Source organism: Kineococcus sp. NPDC059986 (assembly GCF_040702905.1).
GTDB lineage: Bacteria > Actinomycetota > Actinomycetes > Actinomycetales > Kineococcaceae > Kineococcus.
The window spans coordinates 67,098-88,038 of the sequence record NZ_JBFBND010000017.1; the positions used below are offsets into that span (position 1 = coordinate 67,098).

The 20,941-nt window shown below is 73.8% G+C and carries 22 protein-coding genes; 7 read left to right on the forward strand and 15 right to left on the reverse strand.

Features of this window, described 5'->3' with window-relative positions; translation table 11 throughout:
- Nucleotides 1-13 precede the first annotated feature (13 nt).
- From AB0637_RS14320 to AB0637_RS14340, 5 genes are all read right to left on the reverse strand, one after another.
- The gene (locus tag AB0637_RS14320) at nt 14-1,501 is read right to left on the reverse strand and encodes a fructose-specific PTS transporter subunit EIIC (RefSeq protein ID WP_366173091.1); all 1,488 of its coding nucleotides are present in this window, start codon (nt 1,499-1,501) and stop codon (nt 14-16) included.
- Nucleotides 1,498-1,956, reverse strand: a complete 459-nt coding sequence (locus AB0637_RS14325; protein WP_366173092.1) for a fructose PTS transporter subunit IIA — start codon at nt 1,954-1,956, stop codon at nt 1,498-1,500. Before AB0637_RS14325 ends, AB0637_RS14320 begins: the two co-directional genes overlap by 4 nt.
- On the reverse strand, nt 1,953-2,912 hold the full coding sequence (locus tag AB0637_RS14330; RefSeq protein ID WP_366173093.1) for a 1-phosphofructokinase family hexose kinase: 960 nt from the start codon (nt 2,910-2,912) through the stop codon (nt 1,953-1,955). Before AB0637_RS14330 ends, AB0637_RS14325 begins: the two co-directional genes overlap by 4 nt.
- Nucleotides 2,909-3,682 carry a DeoR/GlpR family DNA-binding transcription regulator gene (locus tag AB0637_RS14335; RefSeq protein ID WP_366173094.1) on the reverse strand — a complete coding sequence of 258 codons (774 nt, stop codon included), beginning with the start codon at nt 3,680-3,682 and terminating at the stop codon, nt 2,909-2,911. Before AB0637_RS14335 ends, AB0637_RS14330 begins: the two co-directional genes overlap by 4 nt.
- A 202-nt stretch (nt 3,683-3,884) precedes the next feature.
- Entirely contained in the window at nt 3,885-5,987 is a 2,103-nt protein-coding gene (locus AB0637_RS14340; protein ID WP_366173095.1) for a DNA topoisomerase IV subunit B, read from the reverse strand.
- A 198-nt stretch (nt 5,988-6,185) separates the two neighbouring features.
- Between AB0637_RS14340 and AB0637_RS14345 the strand changes: the two genes are divergently transcribed.
- Together AB0637_RS14345 and AB0637_RS14350 are read left to right on the forward strand one after the other, a co-directional pair.
- A complete protein-coding gene (locus tag AB0637_RS14345; protein WP_366173096.1) occupies nt 6,186-6,422 on the forward strand; it encodes a hypothetical protein in 237 nt (78 codons plus the stop codon).
- Nucleotides 6,423-6,458: 36 nt separating this feature from the next.
- Entirely contained in the window at nt 6,459-6,953 is a 495-nt protein-coding gene (locus AB0637_RS14350; RefSeq protein WP_366173097.1) for a DUF456 domain-containing protein, read from the forward strand.
- Here the strand turns inward: AB0637_RS14350 and AB0637_RS14355 are convergent.
- Nucleotides 6,940-7,362, reverse strand: coding sequence for a VOC family protein (locus AB0637_RS14355; RefSeq protein WP_366173098.1), 423 nt, complete (start codon nt 7,360-7,362; stop codon nt 6,940-6,942). The two genes, AB0637_RS14350 and AB0637_RS14355, sit on opposite strands and share 14 nt — an antisense overlap.
- 101 nt (nt 7,363-7,463) lie before the next feature.
- Here AB0637_RS14355 and AB0637_RS14360 point away from each other — a divergent pair, with 101 nt between their 5' ends.
- Nucleotides 7,464-8,405, forward strand: coding sequence for a WYL domain-containing protein (locus AB0637_RS14360; protein ID WP_366173100.1), 942 nt, complete (start codon nt 7,464-7,466; stop codon nt 8,403-8,405).
- 97 nt (nt 8,406-8,502) lie between these two features.
- On the opposite strand, the gene AB0637_RS14365 is transcribed toward AB0637_RS14360, so the two are convergent.
- From AB0637_RS14365 to AB0637_RS14375, 3 genes are all read right to left on the reverse strand, one after another.
- Complete coding sequence (locus tag AB0637_RS14365) at nt 8,503-9,996, reverse strand: RNA polymerase sigma factor (RefSeq protein WP_366173134.1); 1,494 nt, start codon at nt 9,994-9,996, stop codon at nt 8,503-8,505.
- A 251-nt stretch (nt 9,997-10,247) separates the two neighbouring features.
- On the reverse strand, nt 10,248-10,649 hold the full coding sequence (locus AB0637_RS14370; RefSeq protein WP_366173101.1) for a universal stress protein: 402 nt from the start codon (nt 10,647-10,649) through the stop codon (nt 10,248-10,250).
- Nucleotides 10,650-10,733: 84 nt separating this feature from the next.
- Nucleotides 10,734-11,933 (reverse strand): DUF4192 family protein, encoded by a 1,200-nt coding sequence (locus AB0637_RS14375; protein ID WP_366173103.1) that lies wholly within the window; start codon nt 11,931-11,933, stop codon nt 10,734-10,736.
- 625 nt (nt 11,934-12,558) lie between these two features.
- Between AB0637_RS14375 and AB0637_RS14380 the strand changes: the two genes are divergently transcribed.
- Together AB0637_RS14380 and AB0637_RS14385 are read left to right on the forward strand one after the other, a co-directional pair.
- A complete protein-coding gene (locus tag AB0637_RS14380) occupies nt 12,559-13,119 on the forward strand; it encodes a SigE family RNA polymerase sigma factor (protein ID WP_366173104.1) in 561 nt (186 codons plus the stop codon).
- Nucleotides 13,116-13,955 carry a hypothetical protein gene (locus tag AB0637_RS14385; RefSeq protein ID WP_366173105.1) on the forward strand — a complete coding sequence of 280 codons (840 nt, stop codon included), beginning with the start codon at nt 13,116-13,118 and terminating at the stop codon, nt 13,953-13,955. Before AB0637_RS14380 ends, AB0637_RS14385 begins: the two co-directional genes overlap by 4 nt.
- Nucleotides 13,956-14,239: 284 nt before the next feature.
- Here AB0637_RS14385 and AB0637_RS14390 read toward each other — a convergent pair whose 3' ends face one another.
- Genes AB0637_RS14390 through AB0637_RS14400 form a run of 3 tightly spaced genes read right to left on the reverse strand, consistent with a single transcriptional unit; the run spans nt 14,240 to nt 15,621 of the window.
- The gene (locus tag AB0637_RS14390; RefSeq protein WP_366173106.1) at nt 14,240-14,635 is read right to left on the reverse strand and encodes a YkvA family protein; all 396 of its coding nucleotides are present in this window, start codon (nt 14,633-14,635) and stop codon (nt 14,240-14,242) included.
- Nucleotides 14,632-15,333, reverse strand: coding sequence for an EcsC family protein (locus tag AB0637_RS14395; protein WP_366173107.1), 702 nt, complete (start codon nt 15,331-15,333; stop codon nt 14,632-14,634). The genes AB0637_RS14390 and AB0637_RS14395 overlap by 4 nt, the downstream gene beginning before the upstream one ends.
- 60 nt (nt 15,334-15,393) lie before the next feature.
- On the reverse strand, nt 15,394-15,621 hold the full coding sequence (locus AB0637_RS14400) for a hypothetical protein (protein WP_366173108.1): 228 nt from the start codon (nt 15,619-15,621) through the stop codon (nt 15,394-15,396).
- Between the two features lie 144 nt (nt 15,622-15,765).
- On the opposite strand from AB0637_RS14400, the gene AB0637_RS14405 reads away from it, so the two are divergent.
- Both AB0637_RS14405 and AB0637_RS14410 read left to right on the forward strand, forming a co-directional pair.
- Nucleotides 15,766-16,683: a fused MFS/spermidine synthase gene (locus tag AB0637_RS14405; protein WP_366173109.1), complete on the forward strand. Its 918-nt coding sequence runs from the start codon at nt 15,766-15,768 to the stop codon at nt 16,681-16,683.
- The gene (locus AB0637_RS14410; protein WP_366173110.1) at nt 16,680-17,336 is read left to right on the forward strand and encodes a DedA family protein; all 657 of its coding nucleotides are present in this window, start codon (nt 16,680-16,682) and stop codon (nt 17,334-17,336) included. The genes AB0637_RS14405 and AB0637_RS14410 overlap by 4 nt, the downstream gene beginning before the upstream one ends.
- A gap of 69 nt (nt 17,337-17,405) precedes the next feature.
- Here the strand turns inward: AB0637_RS14410 and gndA are convergent, their stop codons facing one another.
- The 3 genes from gndA to AB0637_RS14425 are packed head-to-tail and all read right to left on the reverse strand — an operon-like array spanning nt 17,406 to nt 20,898.
- On the reverse strand, nt 17,406-18,887 hold the full coding sequence (gene gndA, locus AB0637_RS14415; RefSeq protein WP_366173111.1) for an NADP-dependent phosphogluconate dehydrogenase: 1,482 nt from the start codon (nt 18,885-18,887) through the stop codon (nt 17,406-17,408).
- 8 nt (nt 18,888-18,895) lie between these two features.
- Nucleotides 18,896-20,227, reverse strand: a complete 1,332-nt coding sequence (locus AB0637_RS14420) for an MFS transporter (RefSeq protein WP_366173112.1) — start codon at nt 20,225-20,227, stop codon at nt 18,896-18,898.
- On the reverse strand, nt 20,224-20,898 hold the full coding sequence (locus tag AB0637_RS14425; protein ID WP_366173113.1) for a GntR family transcriptional regulator: 675 nt from the start codon (nt 20,896-20,898) through the stop codon (nt 20,224-20,226). Before AB0637_RS14425 ends, AB0637_RS14420 begins: the two co-directional genes overlap by 4 nt.
- Nucleotides 20,899-20,941 lie beyond the last annotated feature (43 nt).

Consider the following 20,941-nt stretch of genomic DNA (forward strand, 5'->3'; position numbering starts at 1 on the left):
TTGCTCGACCGGGTCAGACGGTCGCGGGCTGGGCGGCGGCGGGGGTGGCCTGGGCCTCGGGGGCCTTGCGGTGCAGGCCCTTGAGGACGATGACGGCCGCGGCGGTGACGGCGGTCCCGATGAGGATCGCCACCAGGTACAGCAGGGGCTGGCCGACGAGGCCGAAGACGACGATCCCGCCGTGCGGGGCACGCAGCGTGTTGCCGAAGGCCATCGTCAGACCACCGGTGAGACCGGAACCGATCATCGCGGCGGGGATGATGCGCAGCGGGGCGGCCGCCGCGAACGGGATCGCGCCCTCGGTGATGAAGAACGCACCGAGCAGGACCGCGGCCTTGCCGTTCTGCCGTTCGGCCTCGGTGAAGAGGTTCTTGCGGAGGAACGTCGCCAGGGCGATGCCCAGCGGCGGGGTCATGCCGGCGGCCATGACGGCGGCCATGATCTTCAGCTCCACCGGGCTGCCCGAGGACGTCGCGACGGTGGCCAGGCCGGTCGTCGCGAACGTGTAGGCCACCTTGTTGATGGGCCCGCCGAGGTCGGCGGCCATCATGACGCCGAGGATGACACCGAGCAGGACGATGCCGCTGCCGGACAGCGAGTTCAGACCGGCGGTGAGTTCGTCCATGAGCCAGGCGATCGGCCGTCCGAGGACGACGAGCATGGCGCCGGCGGTGATGAACGTGGCCACGAGCGGGATGACGACGACGGGCATGATGCCGCGCACCGCGTTCGGGACCTTCAGGCGGGCCAGGGCGAGGGCGACGAAACCGCCGAGGAACCCGGCGACGAGGCCGCCGAGGAACCCGCTGCCGACCGTCACCGCGATGGTGCCGCCGACGAAACCGGGCGCGATGCCCGGACGGTCGGCGATGCCGAACGCGATGAACCCGGCCAGGACCGGGACGAGGAACCCGAAGGCCGCCCCACCGAGGACGAACAGCAACCCGGCCCAGTCGTGACCGGACAGCGGGTCGAACCCGGAGATGAGGTCGGTGGCCTTGACGGAGGAGATCTGGTACCCGCCGATGAGGAAGGCGAGGGCGATCATGATCCCGCCGGCGGCGACGAACGGGATCATGTAGCTGACCCCGGTCATGAGCCACTGCCGGACGCGGGTCGCGGCACCGGCGTTCGAGGTCACCTTGGAGGCCAGGGCGGGACCGGCGGCCGGCGCCGGGGTCGACCCCTTGGGCGCGGCCTCGACGGCGGCGATCGCGGCGGCCAGGACGCCGGGCGCGTCGGCGACGGCCTTCTTCACCCCGACGTCGACGAACGGCAGACCGGCGAAGCGGTCCTTGTCGCGGACCTCGAGGTCGGCGGCGAAGATGACGCCGTCGGCCGCGGCGATGACGGCCGGGTCGAACGGGGCCGAGCCCGCCGACCCCTGCGTCTCGACCTGGACGTCGTGCCCCGCGGCCTTGCCGGCCTGCTCGAGGGCCTCGGCGGCCATGTACGTGTGGGCGATGCCCGTGGGGCAGCTGGTGATCGCGACGAACTTCATCGTCCGTACACCTCCGTCAGGACGATCGAGGACACGGCCGCCGCGTCGGGGGCCGCGAGGAGGGACTCGCGGAAGGAGACGTGCACGAGCTTGCGCGCCAGGGCCGCGAGGATCTGCAGGTGGTCGGCCTCGCCCTCGGTGGGCGCGGCGATGAGGAACACGAGGTTCGCGGGACCGTCGGGGGCGCCCCAGTCGATGCGCTCGCCGGAGACGACGCGGCCGACGGCCAGGCTCGGCACCGTGACGGCCGTGGACCGGGCGTGGGGCAGGCCGATGCCGCCGGGGATGCCGGTGGCCATCTGCTCCTCGCGGGCCGCGACGTCGGTGAGGAACTGCTGGAGGTCGGTGACCCGCCCGGCGTCGGCCAGCGTCTGCGCCAGCTGACGCGTCGCGTCGATGCGGTCGGTCGCCACCAGGTCGGTGAGGACGAGTTCGGGGGCGGTCAGGTCGGTCATCGCTGCAGGTCCTTCACGAGGGTGTCGGGATCGGGATCGGTCAGGGTCCGGACGGCGGTGGCCGCGCGGGTGGTCTCGGAGTCGCCCGGCACGGAACTGCCCGGGAGGAGGACGGCGGCGCGGCCCCAGGCCACGGCCGTCGCGAGGCGGTCCGCCGGGGAACCGCAGGCGTGCAGGAAACCCGCCAACGTGCAGTCACCGGCGCCGACGGTGCTCAGCGGGACGAGGGGTTCCCCGCCCGCCCACACGACACCGTCGTCCCCGACGAGCAGGGCCCCCGCGCCGCCGAGACTGACGAGCACCTCGCCGACACCGCGACCGCGCAGTTCCGTGGCGGCCGTCACGACGTCGCCCACGGTGTGCAGTTCGCGGCCGAGCAGTTCGGCGAGTTCGTCCTCGTTGGGTTTCAGCACGTCGGGAGCGGCGTCGACGGCCGCGGCGAGCGCGGCGCCACTGGTGTCGACGGCCGAGCGGACGCCGGCCCGCCGGGCCGCGGCGACGAACCGCGCGTGCAGGTCGACCGGGGCTCCCGGCGGGAGCGAACCGCTGCTGACGAACCAGTCCGGGCCGGCCTGCAGGCCGTCGACGACGCTGCGCTGCAACGCGTCGACGTCCTGCGCGGTGAGTTCCGGTCCGGGTTCGTTGAGCTTGGTGGTCGTGCCGTCGGCCTCGACGACGGTGGTGTTCGTACGGATCGTCCCGGCGATGGGAACGGTCAGCGCGCGCACCCGCTGCGGGGCCAGGAGCGCCTCGAGGCGGTCCCCGTCGACACCGCCGGAGGGCAGGACGGCGGTGGCCGTGTGGCCGTGCCGGGCCAGGGCGCGGGCGACGTTGACGCCCTTGCCGCCGGCCTCGACGGAACCGGCCAGGGCGCGGTGGACCTCACCGCGCGTCAGGACGGCGAGTTCGACCGTGTGGTCGACGCTGGGGTTCGGGGTGACGGTCAGGACCTTCATGCGCGCACGACCCGGGGGCCTGCGGCCTCGACGTCCCCGAGGATCTCGGGGTCGGTCGCGGAATCGGTGATCACGGTGTCGACAGCCTCCAGGTCTGCGACGTGGGCGAAGTCGTCCCGGCCGAACTTGGTGTGGTCGGCCAGCACGACGGTGCGCCGGGCGGAGGAGATGAGGCAGCGCTTGACGGCGGCCTCGGCGAGGTCGGGGGTGGTGAGCCCGTGCTCGACGGTGAGGGCGTTCGTCCCGAGGAAGCAGACGTCCGCGAACACCTCGGCGAGGGCCCGTTCGGCCCAGACCCCGACGGCGGCCAGGGTGCGGCCGCGGACGGTGCCGCCCACCACGTGCAGGGTGAGGTTCGGGCGGTTCGCCACCGCCTGGGCGACGACCTGGGCGATGGGCAGGGCGTGCGTGACGACCACGAGTTCGCGGTCGGTGGGCAGGAGTTCGGCCAGGCGGGCCGTCGTCGTGCCGGCGTCGAGCAGCAGGGTGCCGCCGTCGGGCAGTTCGGCCAGGGCGGCGCGGGCGATGCGGTCCTTCTCCGGACCGGCGACGTCCTGGCGTTCGGGGACGGCCAGCTCGGCGCCCAGCCGTTCGACGGGGATGGCCCCGCCGTGCACGCGGCGCAGGACGCCGCGGCGTTCGAGGACCGTGAGGTCGCGCCGGATGGTCTCCGGTGTCACGTCGAGCAGGTCGGCCAGGGCGGCGACCTCGACCCGGCCGGCGCCGCGCGCCGCGTCCAGGATCGTCTGGTGCCGCTCCGGTGCGTACATCTGTGGGTGCTCCTGCTTGACGTCCTCGTCGTTGCTGACGTCCTCGTCGGGTGGGTAGCGGCCCGGTCTCCCGGGCTGCGACAGTTCTACGCCCGAAGCGGGCAGGAAGTCAACACTTCGGACCCAAACGGACATCCGGGTCGTCCGGAACGCAGAACGCCCCTCGTCCGGGCAGGACGAGGGGCGTCGGTGGTGGTCGCGGTCAGGCGTCGATGCGGTCCCGGTCGAGGTTCTCGGCGCCGGCGATGATGAAGTCCTTGCGCGGCGCGACGTCGTTGCCCATGAGCAGCTCGAAGACGCGCTCGGCGACCGCCCCGTCCGAGACCGTGACGCGGCGCAGCGTGCGGTGCGCGCGTTCCATCGTCGTCTCGGCGAGCTGGTCCTCGTCCATCTCCCCCAGGCCCTTGTACCGCTGCGGGTCCTTGTAGGTCCGGCCCCGCTTCGTGAGGTCGGCCGTCACGCGGCGCAGCTCGGCGTCGGAGTAGGTGTAGATCACCTCCCGCTCCCGTCGCCCCGCGCCGTTGACCTCGACGCGGTGCAGGGGCGGGACGGCGGCGAACACGCGACCGGCGTCGATGAGGGGCCGCATGTAGCGGAAGAACAACGTCAGCAGCAGCGTGCGGATGTGGGCGCCGTCGACGTCGGCGTCCGTCATCAGGACGATCTTCCCGTAGCGCACCGACGACAGGTCGAAGCTGCGGCCCGATCCCCCGCCGACCACCTGGATGATCGAGGCGCACTCGGCGTTCTTCAGCATGTCCGTGACGGACGCCTTCTGGACGTTGAGGATCTTGCCGCGCAACGGCAGCAGCGCCTGGTACTCCGAGTCGCGGGCCCCCATCGCCGTCCCCAGCGCGGAGTCGCCCTCGACGAGGAAGAGCTCGGTGTTGCCGACGTCGTCGGACCGGCAGTCCTTGAGCTTGGGCGGCAGGGACGAACTCTCCAGCGCGTTCTTGCGGCGCTGCGTCTCCTTGTGCAGGCGCGCGGAGATGCGCGACTTCATCTCGGTGACGACCTTGTCCAGGACCGCCGTGGCCTGCGCCTTGTCCTCGCGCTTGCCGCTGGTCAGCACGGCCGTCAGCTCGGTCTCGACGACCTTGCGGACGATGGCGCGCACGGCCGCGGTGCCCAGGACCTCCTTGGTCTGGCCCTCGAACTGCGGTTCGGCCAGCCGCACGGTGATGACCGCGGTCATCCCGGCGAGGACGTCGTCCTTCTCCAGCTTCTCGTCCTTGCCGACCTTCAGGCGCCGGGCCTGGGCGTCGACCTGGGCCTTCACGGCCGCGTAGAGGCCCTGCTCGAAGCCGGCCAGGTGGGAGCCGCCCTTGGGCGTGGAGATGATGTTGACGAACGTCCGGACGGTCGGGTCGTAGCCCGTACCCCAGCGCAGGGCGACGTCGACGGCGCACTGGCGCTCGACGTCCTGCATGTCCATGTGGCCGGAGTCGTCGAGGACGGGCACCGTCTCGGTGAACGTGCCGTCCCCCTGCAGCCGCCACACGTCGGTGACGGGGGCGTCGGGGGTCAGGAACTCGACGTACTCGCCGATCCCGCCGTCGTGCTGGAAGACCTCCTCGGTCGGCTCGCCGGACCGTTCGTCGCGCACGACGATGCGCAGCCCCGGCACGAGGAACGACGTCTGGCGCGCGCGGGCGGCGAGGTCGTCGTGGGAGAACTCGGCGTCCTTGAGGAACACCTGCGTGTCGGCCCAGTAGCGCACGCGCGTGCCGGTCGTCCCGCGCTTGGCGCGACCGACGACCTCCAGGCCCGTGGCCGGGGTGAAGGGCGCGTCCGGGCCGTCACCGGCGTAGCGGCCGGGCGCCCCACGCCGGAAGCTCGTGGCGTACGTCTTGCCACCGCGGTCGACCTGGACGTCGAGCCGGGAGCTCAGCGCGTTGACGACGCTGGCGCCGACCCCGTGGAGCCCGCCGGAGGCCGAGTACGAGCCGCCGCCGAACTTTCCGCCGGCGTGCAGGTGGGTGAAGACGACCTCGACGCCCGACAGGCCCGTGCGCTTCTCGACGTCGACCGGGATGCCGCGGCCGTCGTCGTGGACCTCGACCGACCCGTCGGCGTGCAGGACGACGAGGATGTTCTGGCAGTGCCCGCCCAGGGCCTCGTCGACGGCGTTGTCGATGATCTCCCACAGGCAGTGCATGAGACCGCGCGAGTCCGTCGACCCGATGTACATCCCCGGCCGCTTGCGGACGGCCTCGAGACCCTCGAGGACCAGCAGGTTCGCCGCGGTGTACCTGTCCTCGGCACCGGGGCCGGAAGGACCTGTCGACGGGGTGGGGGGAGTCACCCCGGCAGCCTACGGGGCCGTGGACGGGGGCCCGGGGAGGCGCTCGGGAGGCCCGGTGTGACCGATGACACCTCCGCTACGAGCGAACGGGTTGCTCCAACGGCGTGGGAACGCGCGCGCGCTGCCGAAGGTTGGGGAAGAGTGATGACGGGAGCAGCAGCTGCCCGCCAGCGTGCACGACCCGGAAGGAGTCGCGGGATGACCACCGCCATGACCACCCTCAGCCCGACCCACATGACCGCTTCGGACCGGTGCGACCGGTGCGGTGCACAGGCCTACGTCCGGGTCCAGCTCTCCGCCGGTGGTGAGCTCCTCTTCTGCGCCCACCACGGCCGCGAGCACCGCGACGCCCTGCGCGCCGCCGGAGCGGACATCCACGACGAGTCGCAGAAGCTCGTGGCGACCACCGCCACCGCGGCTCCCGACGAGCGCTGATCCAGACCACTCACGACCGGCGAGCCCGGCGTCACCATGGGTGACGCCGGGCTCGTCGTCGTTGCCGCGGCGATCGCCGTCGGCCTCGTCGGCATCGTCGTCCCGGTCCTGCCGGGGACCGTCCTCATCGGCTTGGCGGCGCTCGTGTGGGCCGTCGCCGAGGGCGGCACCGCGTGGGTGTGGTTCGCCGGTGTCGCCGTCCTGCTGGCCGCCGGGCAGGTCGCGATGTACCTGCTGCCCGGCCGCCGGATGACCCGGGCGGGGATCCGCCCGCGGACCCTGCTGCTCGGCGCCGTCCTCGGCGTCGTCGGCTTCTTCGTCGTCCCCGTCCTCGGACTGCCCCTGGGCTTCGTCCTCGGGGTCTTCCTCGGCGAGCTCGCCGGCGCCACCGACGTCCCCGACCGGGCTCGCCGGGCGTGGGGCTCGACGGTCACGGCGCTCAAGAACGTCGGGTTGAGCGTGGCCCTGGAGAGCTCCGCCGCCCTGCTGGCGAGCGCCGTGTGGGTCGTCGGGGCGCTCAGCCTGCGCTGAACTCCACGCGCTGGTCCACGACCCACGTCACCCCGAAGCGGTCGGTGAGCATCCCGTACAGCGGGGAGAACGCCGAGGGCCCCAGCGGGGTCCGGACGTGCCGGGCGCCGTCGGCCAGCCCGTCGTAGGCCTGCGTGACCTCTTGCGCCGTCTCGCAGCGCAGCGAGACGTAGACCGCGTTCACACCGGGATCGAAGTCCCGTCCGGTCTGGACGTCGTACGCCATGACGTGGACCCCGCCGGGTGCGGCCACCTCGCCCCAGACGACGTCTTCGGGCCGGCCCCGCGGGTCGTGCGCCTGGCCGTAGGTGACCAGCGTCGGCGTCCCGCCGAAGACGCCCGCGTAGAACTCCAGCGCCTCCCGGGCCTGGCCGCGGAAGTTCAGGTGGGTGGTGGTCGTGACGGTCACGTCGTTCCTCCTCGTCCGGCCGGGGGTGTTCCCGGCGTCGAGGACGACTCTCGCGGACGAAGCGGTCAGGTTCTGGCCGCTTCTCGGGCCATCCTGGAGGGGTGAGCGGAACCCCCGGACGGTTGCTGACCCTCCTGTCGCTGCTGCAGGCGCGCCGCGACTGGCCCGGGCAGCTCCTCGCCGAGCGGCTCGGCGTCAGCGCCCGCACGGTACGTCGCGACGTCGACCGGCTGCGCGAGCTCGGCTACCCCGTCGCCGCCGCCAAGGGTCCCGACGGCGGGTACCGCCTGGCGGCCGGGCAGGACCTGCCGCCCCTGCTGTTCGACGACGACCAGGCCGTCGCCCTCGTCGTCGCCCTGCGGACGACCGCCGGGGCGGGAGGACCGCTCGGGGAGGCGGCCGAACGGGCCCTCGCGACCGTGGGGCAGGTCCTGCCGTCGCGGTTGCGGCACCGCGTCGAGGCGCTGGCCGACGTCGTCGTCGTGCCCGGGGACGGCCCGGCCGTCGCGATGGACGTGCTGCTGGCCGTGGGGGCGGCCGTGCGGGCGCGGGAGGTGCTGCGCCTGCGGCACCGGGACGCGACCCGCCGCGTCGAACCCCACCACCTGCTGCACCGCCGCGGCCGGTGGTACCTGCTGGCGTGGGACCTCGACCGGGACGACTGGCGGACCTACCGCCTCGACGGGGTCGAGCCGCTCGTGCCCACGGGACCGCGGTTCGTCCCGCGGCCCGTGCCCGGTGGGGACCCGGCGGCGCTCGTCGAGGCACGGTTCAAGGGGTCGACCGTCCGGGACGCGTGGCCCGTCGCCGGGCAGGTGGTCCTGCGCCGGCCCGCCGCCGAGCTCGCACCCTTCGTCGGGGACGGGACCCTCGTCGACCTCGGCGACGGCCGCAGCCGGCTCTCGCTGGGCTCGTGGTCCTGGGTGGCGCTCGCGGCGGCGGTGGGCCGCTTCGACGCCGACGTCGAGGACGTCTCCCCCGCCGCCCTGCGCACGGCCTTCGCCGTCCTGGCCGAACGCAGCCGGCGCGCGGCCGGCACGTGACGTGACGTGGCGTGGCGTGGCGTGGCGGAACCTGAAGAGGCCTGGACGCACGAGCGGCCCGACCGGAGGTCCGGTCGGGCCGCTCGTGGGTGGGACGTCAGTCCAGGTAGTCCCGCAGGACCTGCGAGCGCGACGGGTGCCGCAGCTTCGACATCGTCTTGGACTCGATCTGCCGGATGCGCTCACGCGTCACGCCGTAGACCTTGCCGATCTCGTCGAGCGTCTTCGGCTGACCGTCGGTCAGGCCGAACCGCATCGAGACCACGCCGGCCTCGCGCTCGGAGAGGGTGTCGAGCACCGAGTGCAGCTGCTCCTGCAGGAGCGTGAAGCTCACGGCGTCCGCCGGGACGACCGCTTCGGAGTCCTCGATGAGGTCACCGAACTCGGAGTCGCCGTCCTCGCCGAGGGGCGTGTGCAGCGAGATGGGCTCGCGGCCGTACTTCTGGACCTCGACGACCTTCTCCGGAGTCATGTCGAGCTCCTTGGCGAGCTCCTCCGGAGTGGGTTCGCGGCCCAGGTCCTGCAGCATCTGCCGCTGGACACGGGCGAGCTTGTTGATGACCTCGACCATGTGCACCGGGATGCGGATGGTGCGGGCCTGGTCGGCCATGGCGCGGGTGATGGCCTGCCGGATCCACCACGTCGCGTAGGTCGAGAACTTGTAGCCCTTGGTGTAGTCGAACTTCTCGACCGCACGGATGAGCCCGAGGTTGCCCTCCTGGATGAGGTCCAGGAAGAGCATGCCGCGGCCGGTGTAGCGCTTGGCCAGGGAGACCACGAGACGCAGGTTGGCCTCGAGGAGGTGGTTCTTGGCGCGACGGCCGTCCTCGCTGATCCACCACAGCTCGCGCTTGAAGATCGGGTCGATCTCGTCGCCGGAGTGCAGCTTCTCCTCGGCGAACAGGCCGGCCTCGATGCGCTTGGCGAGCTCGACCTCCTGCTCGGCGTTGAGGAGGGCGACCTTGCCGATCTGCTTGAGGTAGTCCTTGACCGGGTCGGCCGTGGCGCCGGCCGTCGAGACCTGCTGGGCCGGGGCGTCGTCATCGTCGTCGTCGCGCAGGACGAACGCGCCGGACGTCCTCTTCTTGGCGGCACCGTCCTCGGGCGTCTCCGTCGCGGTGTCCTCGTCCGCCGCGACGTCCTCGGCCGCGACGTCCTCGAGCTGCTCGTCGGCGGGCTCGTCGCCCTCGTCGGAGGACCCGGACTTGGCGGCCGTCTTGGCCGGAGCCTTGGTGGCCGTCTTGGCGGTGGCCTTCTTGACCGCCGTCTTGGCCGGAGCCTTCGTCGCCGTCTTGGCGGCGGCAGCCGGGGCAGGCGCTGCGAGGGCGCCGTCCTCGTCCTGGGCCGGGGCCGCGGCGCGCTTGGCGGCCGGGCGCGCCGTCTTGGTGGCCGTCGCCGTGGACGTCGTGCGGCGGGCCGAAGCCGCCGCGACCGCCCGCTTGGGCGCCTCGGCGGGCACCTTCACGGTGATCCCGTTGTCGTCGAGGGCGCGGAGGACGGCCTTCATGCGCTGCACGGGCAGCTGGGCGTCCTCACACGCCACCCGGACCGACTGCGCATCGACGTAGCCGTGGGTGGTTCCGTGCTGCAGAAGCTCCTGGAACGGAGCGGAAGCGAACTCTGGCGGGAGCGGCCGGGAGGTCGGTACCGACGACACGGACTGCCTTTCGTCGTGGGCGGAACGGGACTGCGCGGGCAGCAGTCGACAACGTCAACACCGGCGGGCGGGTGCTTATGCCCACGTGGGAGACAAACGCCGATTGTGGCACGGATCGGCGGACCAGGTGGCGCAACGCCACCCGTGGGGCCGTGACGGGCGTGTCCGGTCGGGTCCCGGGGACCTCAGTCCTCGGGCTTGACCGCCAGCACGGGACAGGGGGCGTCGAGCAGGATCCGCTGAGCACTGGCCCCCAGGATGAGCTTGCCGACGGGGGTGCGACGGCGCAGGCCGATGACGATGAGCGAGGCTCCGGAGTCCTCCGCCGCCGTGATGAGGTCGTCGGCGGGGTCGTCGGAGTCGGGGACCTCGCGCAGCTCGACCGAGAGGCCGGCCTGCTCCAGCTCGCCGCGCACACGCTCGTGCACGGCCGCGAGCTGCTCGGCCTCCTGGGCGTCCACCTCCCGGCCCGGTCGGCGGCTGTGGACCACCACCAGCGGGGCGGCGAGGCGGACGGCGGCGCGGCCGGCCCGCTCCAGCGCGGCCCTCCCCTCGGGGTTGGCCACGTACCCGACGACGATCCCCATGCCGCACCCTCCAACGTCGTAGACAATCGGTGACCGTACTACGCGGTCGGGGGCCGGCCCGCACCGGTGCCGGTGGCACGGGACTCAGCCGGCCCGGGCGGCTCGCCCCGGCCGGGAGGGGCCGACGCCGTCGCGCACCGCCACGGCGAGCACGCCCGCCAGGCGGTGGCCGGGGTCCTGGCGCAAGGCCTCCTCCACGCAGGCCGCCATCCGCGCCGGGCGGCCCGCGGTCCACTCCAGCCAGGCGGCCGCGGCCCAGGCCTCGGCGCCACCGCCGGAGGTCGCGCCGCACCGGGCCACCTGCACGGCGAGGTCGGCGGCCGCCGCCGCGCGCACCGGGTCGGCCTCGTCGTCCAGCGCGCGGCGGAGGTGGACCGCGCCGACCGCGGACGGCGCGGCCCCGGGCGGGCGCAGGAGGTGCTTGCGGCCCCTCGGAGTGCTCGGTCCACGGGAGCCCGACAGCAGGAGCGCGTCGCGCACCTCGAGGCGGTCGAGGGCGCGCAGGAGGCGGCCGCACCAGGCCGCGTCGAACTCCGTGGCACCACCACCCCCCACCTGCCGGTCCACGGCGCGGTCGAAGGCCAGGACCAGCGCGCGGGCCTGCGCAGGCGGCACCGGCTCCCGCCGCGCCACCGCGGCCCGGGCGCACCGCGCGGGGTCGGCCGGGGTGAGCTGCGGCAGGCTCGCCGCCCGGTCCGGGGCCGCCGTGAAACCCCGCCAGACCGCCTCCGCGGGCAACCGCGACGCACCCCCCGGACCGGCCGTCCCGTTGGGGGGCCAGGGTTCGCCCTGGCGCGGGCAGCAGGGGCCGGCGCAGCTCAGGGTCCGCCAGCGGCCGCCCCCGACGAGCAGGTGGTCCCCCGCCCGGGGACCGACTCCCCCCGGCGGCGGCTCCAGGCCCGAGCGCACGGCCTCGAGCGTCGCGGCGGCGCGGGCACCGGGCAGGAGGCCGTCGGACGTCACGCGGGCGTCGGGGTCGTACAGGACGACGAGCACCTCCGACGTCGGCCGGGCCGCGCGCCGGACGAGCCGCAGGCACGCCTGCGCCGCGGCCTCGGCGGCGACGCGCAGGGCGTCCCCCTCGGCCGCCGGGGGCAGGTCGCCCCGCACGACGAGGCCGAGGGTCTGCCGGCCGGTCCGGGCGTCGGGCGCCAGGAGTTCGAGCAGGAGCACCGAGTCGGCCGGGTGGAACCCCAGCCGGTAGGGGACGACGGCGAGGAGGTCGGCGGGACCGGCGGCCACGAGGGGGGCCGGGGCGGACGCGGGACGGGCGGCGGAGGTCACGGCGCCACCCTGCGGGGAGCGGCCGACGGCCACGGCCGGCTGTCCACAGGACGGCGCCGGATCGGGCCGGTGCGGCCTTGTGGAGACGGGTTCGACCCGCGGCGGGACCGTCCACCGCGCCACCGTGGTCAGGAGCTGTCGGGTGGAGGACCGTGGTGCCATGACTCCAGGTCGGGCACGGCGGTGAGGCGACTCCTCCAGCACGTGCAGAGGCTGTTCGCCCGGCTCCCCACGACACTGCTGCCCCCGCGGACGAAGCGGGTGAAGCAGACGAGAGCAGCCCACGAGATCCACTACTCCGACCCACCGGACGTCGCGGCCAGCGGGGCACGCCGACCGCACTGAGGACGTCCTCCGCGGCCACGGCCACCGCGGCAACGTCACCCACGTCGTCCGTCCCACTTCGGCAACCCGGCCTCCCGCACGAGCCGCGCCGCGTCGACCGCTGGTCCCCTCATCGGCGTCGTCACGTCCCACCGGTGCGCCCGCACCGCGTCCGTCCACGACCCGTGCACGTCGGTCCCGACAGTCGCGGCACGTCGTTGCGCGGACGGGCTGACCCAGGACCACGGCTGTGCCGTGCAACCAGATCCTGAGGATCCTGCGTCAGGGCAGTGTGGACGACATGAACCGGGAAGAGCACTTCACCTCCTGGGCCAACGAAGCGACACCACAGCTGCGGCGCATCGCCCGGCTGCTGGCCGGCGACTTCCACATCGGTGAAGACCTCCTCCAGGACGTCTACGCCAAGATGTACGCCCACTGGCCCCGCATCCAGGACCCCAGCGCCTACGCCCGCCGCGCCCTGGCCAACACCGCCACCTCGCGCTGGCGCAGCCGCTCACACCGCCACGAAGCCGTCCGCGACGTCGACGACCACCTCGCCGGAGCTGAACCCTCCCAGCCGCTGCTCGACCTCGAGCAGCGCGCCGACCTCCTCGCGGTCCTGCGCCCCCTGCCACCGAGGCAACGCGCCGTCATCGTCCTGCGCTACCTCGACGACCGCAGCGACGAGCAGGTCGCCGACCTGCTCGACATCAGCGTCGGCACCGTCAAGAGCCAGGCCTCCCGCGCCCTGGCCAGGCTGCGCCAAGCCTTGCCCGACCCTGTCGAGGACCCATCCCGGCCCACCCCGTCGGGGCCCCGCACCTCCTCCCCCTCCCTCGTGGATTGGACGCGCTCGTGACCACGCAGACCCACGACCCCTTCACCAGCGCCCTGCGCGAGCAACTGCGTGTCGCCGCTGGGAGCGTCGAGGACTCCGGCGCCTTCATCGCCGAGGCCACCGGCCACGGCCGCCTGCGACTGCGCCGGCAACAACGCCGCACCCGGTGGGGCATCGGTGCGCTGGCAGCCCTCCTTGTGACCGGCGGGGCCGTGGGTGGTGTGCGCCTGCTGGATCCGGCCCCGTTGGGCCTGTCCGTGGCTGGTCCCGTTCTGGGGCAGTCCGAACCCACCCCGACACCGCTGAAGACCGATCAAGGCGGGGCCGTGGAGATCGAGCCCAGCGTGACCGCCGCGGCCGCTGACACCATCGGCACCGTCGTCCAGACACACCTACCGGGCTGGTCCGCCGCCGGCAGCGCCCAAGGCTGGCGAACGCCTGACACGACGACCCTGATCTGGGAGGCGACCACCACCGCCACTTCGCCGGCGGTCACCCTCGGGATCGATGTGGATCGAGACGCCACCCCCAAGGACCTCAGCGGTCTGGATGTGATCTGTGAGGACACCGTCTCGTGTTCGCAGCAGACGATGGCCGACGGCAGCGTCCTGACGGTGGGAACACGGGGGACCCTGGTGCAACTGGGATCGATGCCCGCGCCCGCACGACCGGTGCAGCCGTTCGCGGCGCTCTACTTCCCCGATGGCCGAACGATCGGGGCCAATGGTTCCATCGCCGCCCCCGACATCCCCGTCGACAGCGCCTACCCGAAGGACTCCGAGATCACCACCGAGGCACTGCGGGCCATCGTGACCGATCCGAGACTGCAGGCACTCACGATCCCTGCGCCGCAGTGATCGTTCCGCACCACGAGCAGCCGGTACCGGGACCAGCCCCCCGCCGCGCCGGAGTCCGGACCACCCGACGTCGTGCCACGCTGACGGGGACCGCAGTGACCGAGGTGACCGAGGTGACCGGAAGCATCCCTCGCCGCTTCTCCCACTGCATCGGCGTCGAGGGTCGCGATGCCGTCGACCTCCACGCGGCCACGGTGCTGACGCTGCTGTCCTGAGTGCGCCGGGCGTCGACACCACGCCCCAGGTGACGGGCGGCCACTGCGCAGCCGCGCGCGAGGCAGCGATCACCGGGGCCCTGGTGGTCTGGCCACCAGGACCCCTGTGTCCGACGCGTCATCTGCCCGGTGCGCGACGTCCGGACGCGGACCCCGTCGTCCCCCGCGGCGCACGTAGTCAGACGTGGCAGCCCGGACCGAGGTGACGACGAAGGCCGCGACGAGACCGTCGTCGAGCAGGCCCACGACCGGCGTCCACAGCTCCGGGACGGCGTCGACGGGCGAGAGGAGGTAGGCGGTGCCGAGGGCCGCCCCGACCAGGCGGCGCCGACCGGCCCCCGCCCAGCGCCCCGTGAGGGTGTCCCGCACCATCCACGGCAGCAGCCGCAACCGCAGCGTGGTGCGGGGTCCGAGTGCGGGGGCCGCCCGCAGGGCCCCCGGGCCCAGGGAGCGGCCACGGCTCACGCGGAGCCCTCGACCGCCTGGGCGGCGGCGCTGCCGAGCGGCGGGAGCGCCTTCTCGGCGTTCTTGGTGATGCGGCGGAACATCACGGTGTCCAGACCGGCACCGACGGCACCGCCGACGACGGGCAGCGCGCGCTGCGGCAGCCGCAGCAGACCCTGCGTGCCGAACTTGGCGATGATGCGGAAACCGACACCCTTGTTGATCAGCATGAGGACCGGCCGCGGCACGCGGGAGGTCACCAGGCCGACGAGCCGGCCCCCCGTCGGCAGCCCTGCGGACTTGAGCACCTCGGTGGCGTCCGCCCCGACGAGGGTCAGCAGGACGGCCGAGCGCACCTCTGGCTTCGTCGTGTCGTACCCGCGCAGCTCGGCGATGGCCGCGACGGCGCGGACGGCGAGGACGTGGAAGCCGAAGACGTTGGCGGGCAACGACACCGGTAGGGTGAAGAGGCCACCGAGCCCGGTGACGAACCCGTTCCCCGCGACGAGGCGGGAGTGCTGGCGCACGACGGCGTGCACGGCCGACTCGGTGCTCGGGTGGTCCGCGCGGGCGGCCTGCGCGACCTTCGCGGCGCTGTCGAACGGGCCGAGGCCGTCGATCCCCACCTTGAGCAGCCGCGTCACCAGGTCGGCGGAACGACGCTCCAGCGCGGAGGGCTCGTCGACGTCGGACGGGGTGGTCTTCTCGTGGCTGCTCACGGCGACGAGGCTAGCCGTTGCCGGCCGGTCCGCCAGCCGGAAACCGTTCCGGCGCAGCGTTCAGCGGGCAGGATCCTGTTCGCTGAGGTAAGCGACGACGTCCGCGACGCCGTCCTCGACGTACCGGCGGCGAGCCCACGGACGCGGCACGCGCTGGGTGGAGGCCACGGGCGGCCGGTCGGCCTGGGGGAAGCGCGCGGGGTCGAGGTGGCGACGCAGGGCACGGCGGTCGCGCAGGAAGGGAACCACGAACAGCGCGAGCAGGCACATCTCCAGGAAGGTGGACATGCTTCCTCCTCGGCACGGACGCGCGAGAACTTCAGTCCCCCTCGCGCCGGCCGACCGCGGGGGCGCGACCCGCTGGGCCCGCCGAGCTGGGCACGTCGACGAGGCCCGGTTGGAGCTGCCCGCTGCGGCTGGTTGGATCGCCCGGTGCCCGACCGACCCCGCCCCACCCGTCGTCCGCGCGGCACGCGCCCCACCGCGACCGGGGTCGCGACTCCCGTCGAGGGCGAGGAGCCCATCGCCACCGGCACGGTGCGCCTCGAACGCGACCCGGACGACCCCGACGGCTGGACCGTGCTCGTCAACGGCGTGCCGAGCTCCTACGTCGACGTCGCCGACCCCACCCGGCTCGTCTTCGAGTACCACCAGTGGACGGCGGCCGTGCTGGACGCGGTGCACTCCCCCGGCTCCCTGCGCGCCACCCACCTCGGCGGTGCCGGGTGCGCCTTCCCACGCTGGCTGGCGGCGACGCGGCCGGGGTCGCGCCAGCTCGTGCTGGAGGTCGACGGCGACCTCGTCGAGGTCTACCGGCGCAGCTTCGGCGCCAGCGGCCCGGCGGGCTTCAAGCTGCGGGCCGCCGACGCCCGCGAGGGCCTGGGCCCCCTGCCCGCGGCGAGCCAGGACGTCGTCGTGCGGGACGCGTTCGCCGGCGACCGGGTGCCGGACCACCTGCAGACCGTGGAGTTCCTCGCCGAGGTCGACCGCGTGCTGGCCCCCGGGGGCCTGTGGATCGCCAACCTCGCCGACCGGCCGCCGATGCCGCACGCGCGCGGCGAGCTGGCGACGGCCTTCGAGGTCTTCGCCCACGCCGCCGTCCTCGCCGAACCGGGGATGTTCCGGGGCCGCCGGTACGGCAACGCCCTGCTCGTCGCCTCCCAGGCCGAGCTGCCCGAGCGGGCCCTCGTCCGGGCCCTGTCCGGGGGTGTCGCCCCGGCCCGGTTGGTCCTCGACGCCGACGCCCGGCACTTCTGCGCGGGCTCGCGCGTTCTGCGGGACGAGCTGCGTGACGAGCAGAGTGATGAGCCAGGACCCCCACCCGCACCCCCGGAGGACACCGACGCATGAGCACCACGGCCGAGACCGCCGCACAGGCCGGCGGACTGACCGGGTTCGTCCTCGACACCGTCGACGCCCTCGGCGCCCCCGGCGTGGGGCTGCTGAGCTTCCTCGAGGTGGTCTTCCCCCCGATCCCGAGCGAGATCGTCCTGCCGCTGGCGGGGTTCCTCGTCCAGACGGGGGCGATCAACGCGGTGGCGGTCTTCGCGCTGTCGACGCTCGGGGCCTACCTCGGCTCCCTCGTCCTGTACTGGGTCGGGCACGCGGTCGGCCTGGACCGGGCCGCCCGGATCGCCGAGAAGGTCCCGCTCATGGACGGCTCGGACGTCACGAAGTCCGCCGACTGGTTCCACCGGCACGAGGGCATGGCCGTCTTCACGGGCCGCTTCGTCCCGGGCGTGCGCAGCCTCATCTCGCTGCCCGCGGGCGCGGCGCGCATGAACCTGGTGAAGTTCTCGCTCTTCACCGTCGCCGGCAGCGGGCTGTGGAACGCCCTGCTCATCGGCCTCGGGATGGCGCTGGGCACGCAGTACGAGCTGGTCGAGCAGTACGGGCACTACCTCGACTACGCGTTCTACGCCGCGATCGCCGGGGTCCTCGTGTGGGCCGTGGCGCGGCGCGTGCGCAGCCGGCGCGCCGAACGGGTCGACGCGACGCGCTGACCGGCGACCCCCTGGACGCACGGACGGCGGTGACCCCCTCGGGGTCACCGCCGTCGTCGTGCGGGCGGGTCAGCCCTGCGACTCGGACCCGTCGCCGGACCACTCCACGTGGAAGGACCCGTCGCGGTCGACGCGCTTGTAGGTGTGCGCACCGAAGAGGTCGCGCAGCCCCTGGACGAGGGCCGCGGAGGAGCGCTCCCGGCGCAGCCCGTCGTAGTAGGCCAGCGAGGAGGAGAACCCGGGCGCGGGGATGCCCGCGTTCACCGAGTGCACGACGACGCGGCGCCACGCCTCCTGGCCCTGCGCGACGGCGTCGGCGAAGTACGGGTCGAGCAGCAGCGACGGCAGCTCGGGCGACTTGGCGTAGGCGTCCTTGATGCGGTCGAGGAACTTGGCGCGGATGATGCAGCCGCCGCGCCAGATCGTCGCCATGGCCCCCGGGTCCACGCCCCAGCCGTACTCCTGCGACCCGGCGCGGATCATGTCGAAGCCCTGCGCGTACGCGACGACCTTGGAGGCGTAGAGGGCGGCGCGGACGTCGTCGACGAACTGGTCGGCGTCGGCCTCGGCGACGAACCCGCCCGAGCCCTCGGCCCCACCGGCCGGGCCGGGCAGCACCGGCTGGGCGGCCTTGCGCTGCTCGGCGTGACCGGACAGCGCGCGGGCGAAGACGGCCTCGGCGATGCCGGAGACGGGGGTGCCGAGGTCGAGCGCGGTCTGCACCGTCCAGCGGCCGGTGCCCTTCTGCTCGGCCTCGTCGAGGATGACGTCGACGAGCGGGACGCCCGCCTGGGTCGGGTCGTCCTTCTCGAGCACCCGGGCGGTGATCTCGATGAGGAAGCTCTCCAGGTCGCCGGAGTTCCACGCCGTGAAGACCTCGGCGAGCTGCTTGGGGGTGCGGCCCAGGCCGTGGCGCAGCAGGTCGTACGCCTCGGCGATGAGCTGCATGTCGGCGTACTCGATGCCGTTGTGCACCATCTTGACGAAGTGGCCGGCCCCGTCGGGACCGACGTGCGTCGAGCAGGGGGTGCCGTCGACCGTCACGGCGATGTCGGCGAGGATCGGGCCGAGCTTGTCGTAGGCGTGCCGCGACCCACCGGGCATGATCGACGGGCCGAGCAGCGCACCCTCCTCGCCGCCGGAGACGCCGACGCCCGCGAAGTGGATGCCCTTCTCGCGCAGCGCGGCCTCGCGGCGGCGGGTGTCGAGGAAGTGGGCGTTGCCGCCGTCGACGAGGATGTCGCCCTCGGACAGCAGCGGGGCCAGCTCGTCGATGACGGCGTCGGTCGGGGCGCCGGCCTTGACCATGATGATGATCGTGCGGGGCGAGGACAGGGAGTCGACGAACTCCTGCGTCGTGTACCCGGGGACGAAGGTCCCCTCGTCGCCGAACTCCTCGACGAGCGCCTTCGTCTTGGCGTCCGTCCGGTTGTGCACGGCGGTCACGTAGCCGTGCCGGGCGATGTTGCGGGCCAGGTTGCGGCCCATCACCGCCAGTCCCGTCACACCGATCTGCGCCGTCCCGGCCCGTTCCTGCGTCTGCTCGCTCACCCGCCGCATCATGCCGTGCCGGCCCCCGCACGGGAACCACGGCCCCGCAGCACGTCCCGCACGCGCGGGACCACGACGCCGTCGCGCGCCATGAGCGCGCGCGTCTGGCGGCGGCTGACGAGGATCCCGACGACGCCGACGGCCCACAGCGGGTACTGCAGCGCGAAGGCGACCTTGAACGCGCCGAGGGAGTAGGTCTGCGGCGTCCCTGCGCCCTGCGCGTCGAGCAGGACGCCGACGAGCAGGATCAGCACGACGGAGGCCGTGAAGCCCATGACGTTCGTCATCCCGGTCGCGCCGCCGAGGCGGTGGGCCGGGTTCGACGTGCGGGCGTAGTCGAAGCCGACCATCGACCCGGGCACCCCCGTGGCGGCCACGACGACGAGCAGCGCGAGCAGGGCCAGCGGCGCGCGGCCGGGCCACAGCAGCACCGCGGCCCACACGACGACCTGCGACCCGACGACCGTCAGGACCAGCCAGGACCGGCGCAGCGGGTGCCGGGCCACGAACGCGCCGAACAGCGGTCCCGTCCCGGCCGCGGTCACGGTGTAGAGCGTCAGCAGGCCGCTGGCGCCCGCGGGGCTCAGGCCCTGCCCGGAGACGAGGAACGGGAAACCCCACAGCGTCGCGAAGGCGTTGCCGGAGAACGGGGTCGCCCAGTGCGACCACAGGCCGAGCCGCGTCCCGGGGTGCCGCAGGGCTGCCCGCAGGTCCCCGCCGACCTGCCGCAGCGACCGGGTGACGCGCGGGTTCGCCCGGCCCGGCGGGACGTCGCGCAGGACGAGCACCGACAGGACGGTGGCCAGCAGTGTGAAGGCGGCCATGCCCGTGTACGCCGACGTCCAGCCGGGGCCGTGCAGCAGCGCCACGAGCGGCACGAAGCTGAACACCTGCCCGAGCTGGCCGAAGAGGCCGACGAGCTGGGTCATCACGGGGACGCGGTCGGGCGGGAACCAGTTGGTGACGACCCGCAGGACGCTGACGAACGTCGCGGCGTCGCCCGCGCCGACGAGGACGCGCGCCAGGACCGCCTGCCAGGTCTGGGTGCTCAGGGCCAGCACGAGCTGGCCCGCGCCCATGGTGGCGGCGCCGAGGACGACGAGCCGGCGCGGCCCCCAGCGGTCGATGAGGACGCCGACCGGCACCTGCAGCGCGGCGTAGACGAGGAACTGCAGCACGGCGAAGCTCGACAGGGTGCCGGCCGTGATGTCGTACCGGTGCTGGGCGTCCAGTCCCGCCGCGGCCAGCGAGGTGCGGTTGGCGACGGTGACGACGTAGGCCAGGGCCCCGACGCCGAAGACGAGCCACGCCCCGGGCACCGCGGGCGCACGGCGGCTCACGCGCGCACCGCCCGCAGCCGGTCACCGGCCTGGCGGACGTGCTCGCGCACGAGGTCGGTCCACGCCTGCTCGTCGCCGGCGAGCAGCGCCTCGCGCTGGGCCTCGTGGTCGGCGAGCGCCCGGGCCGTGCGCTCCGGCGCTCCGCCGAGGTTGAGCACCCCCATCCGCATCTGGCGGTCGCGCAGGGAGTCGTAGACGCCGGCGAGGACCTCGTTGCCGGCGGCGCGGACGACCTCGGCGTGGAAGGCGCGGTCGGCGCTCATGAAGTCCCACGTCGTGCCGCTGGTCACAGCCCGGCGCATGGCCAGCAGGTGGGGGGTGAGGCGGTGCACGAGTTCGGAACGGACGGCCCACGCACGGCGGGCCGCGTGCACCTCGACGAGCTCGCGCGCCTCGAGGACGTCCTCGACCTCCTGGGGGGAGACCGGCACGACGAGCGCCCCGCGCTTGGGGATGAGCCGGACGAGTCCCTCGGCCTGCAGCCGCAGCAGCCCCTCCCGGACCGGGGTGCGGGAGACGCCGAGCTCGTCGGCGACCTCCCCCTCGGTGAGCAGGTGGCCGCCGGGCAGGGTCCTGTCGAGGACGGCCTGCTTGACGTGGGCGTAGACGCGGTCGGCGGCGGGCGGGGTGCCCGGGACCTTCGTCGTTCCTGGTGTGCGCGCGGTGTCCATCGTGCATCCATGCTAGACGCATGTCAGCACATGAAGACCGACA

Bases quoted from the DNA above. Each gene is read 5' to 3' on its own strand.
- AB0637_RS14320 (WP_366173091.1), bottom strand. From the start codon at position 1,501: ATGAAGTTCGTCGCGATCACCAGCTGCCCCACGGGCATCGCCCACACG.
- AB0637_RS14325 (WP_366173092.1), bottom strand. From the start codon at position 1,956: ATGACCGACCTGACCGCCCCCGAACTCGTCCTCACCGACCTGGTGGCG.
- AB0637_RS14330 (WP_366173093.1), bottom strand. From the start codon at position 2,912: ATGAAGGTCCTGACCGTCACCCCGAACCCCAGCGTCGACCACACGGTC.
- AB0637_RS14335 (WP_366173094.1), bottom strand. From the start codon at position 3,682: ATGTACGCACCGGAGCGGCACCAGACGATCCTGGACGCGGCGCGCGGC.
- AB0637_RS14345 (WP_366173096.1), top strand. From the start codon at position 6,186: ATGACCACCGCCATGACCACCCTCAGCCCGACCCACATGACCGCTTCG.
- AB0637_RS14350 (WP_366173097.1), top strand. From the start codon at position 6,459: ATGGGTGACGCCGGGCTCGTCGTCGTTGCCGCGGCGATCGCCGTCGGC.
- AB0637_RS14370 (WP_366173101.1), bottom strand. From the start codon at position 10,649: ATGGGGATCGTCGTCGGGTACGTGGCCAACCCCGAGGGGAGGGCCGCG.
- AB0637_RS14380 (WP_366173104.1), top strand. From the start codon at position 12,559: ATGAACCGGGAAGAGCACTTCACCTCCTGGGCCAACGAAGCGACACCA.
- AB0637_RS14400 (WP_366173108.1), bottom strand. From the start codon at position 15,621: ATGTCCACCTTCCTGGAGATGTGCCTGCTCGCGCTGTTCGTGGTTCCC.
- AB0637_RS14410 (WP_366173110.1), top strand. From the start codon at position 16,680: ATGAGCACCACGGCCGAGACCGCCGCACAGGCCGGCGGACTGACCGGG.
- AB0637_RS14425 (WP_366173113.1), bottom strand. From the start codon at position 20,898: ATGGACACCGCGCGCACACCAGGAACGACGAAGGTCCCGGGCACCCCG.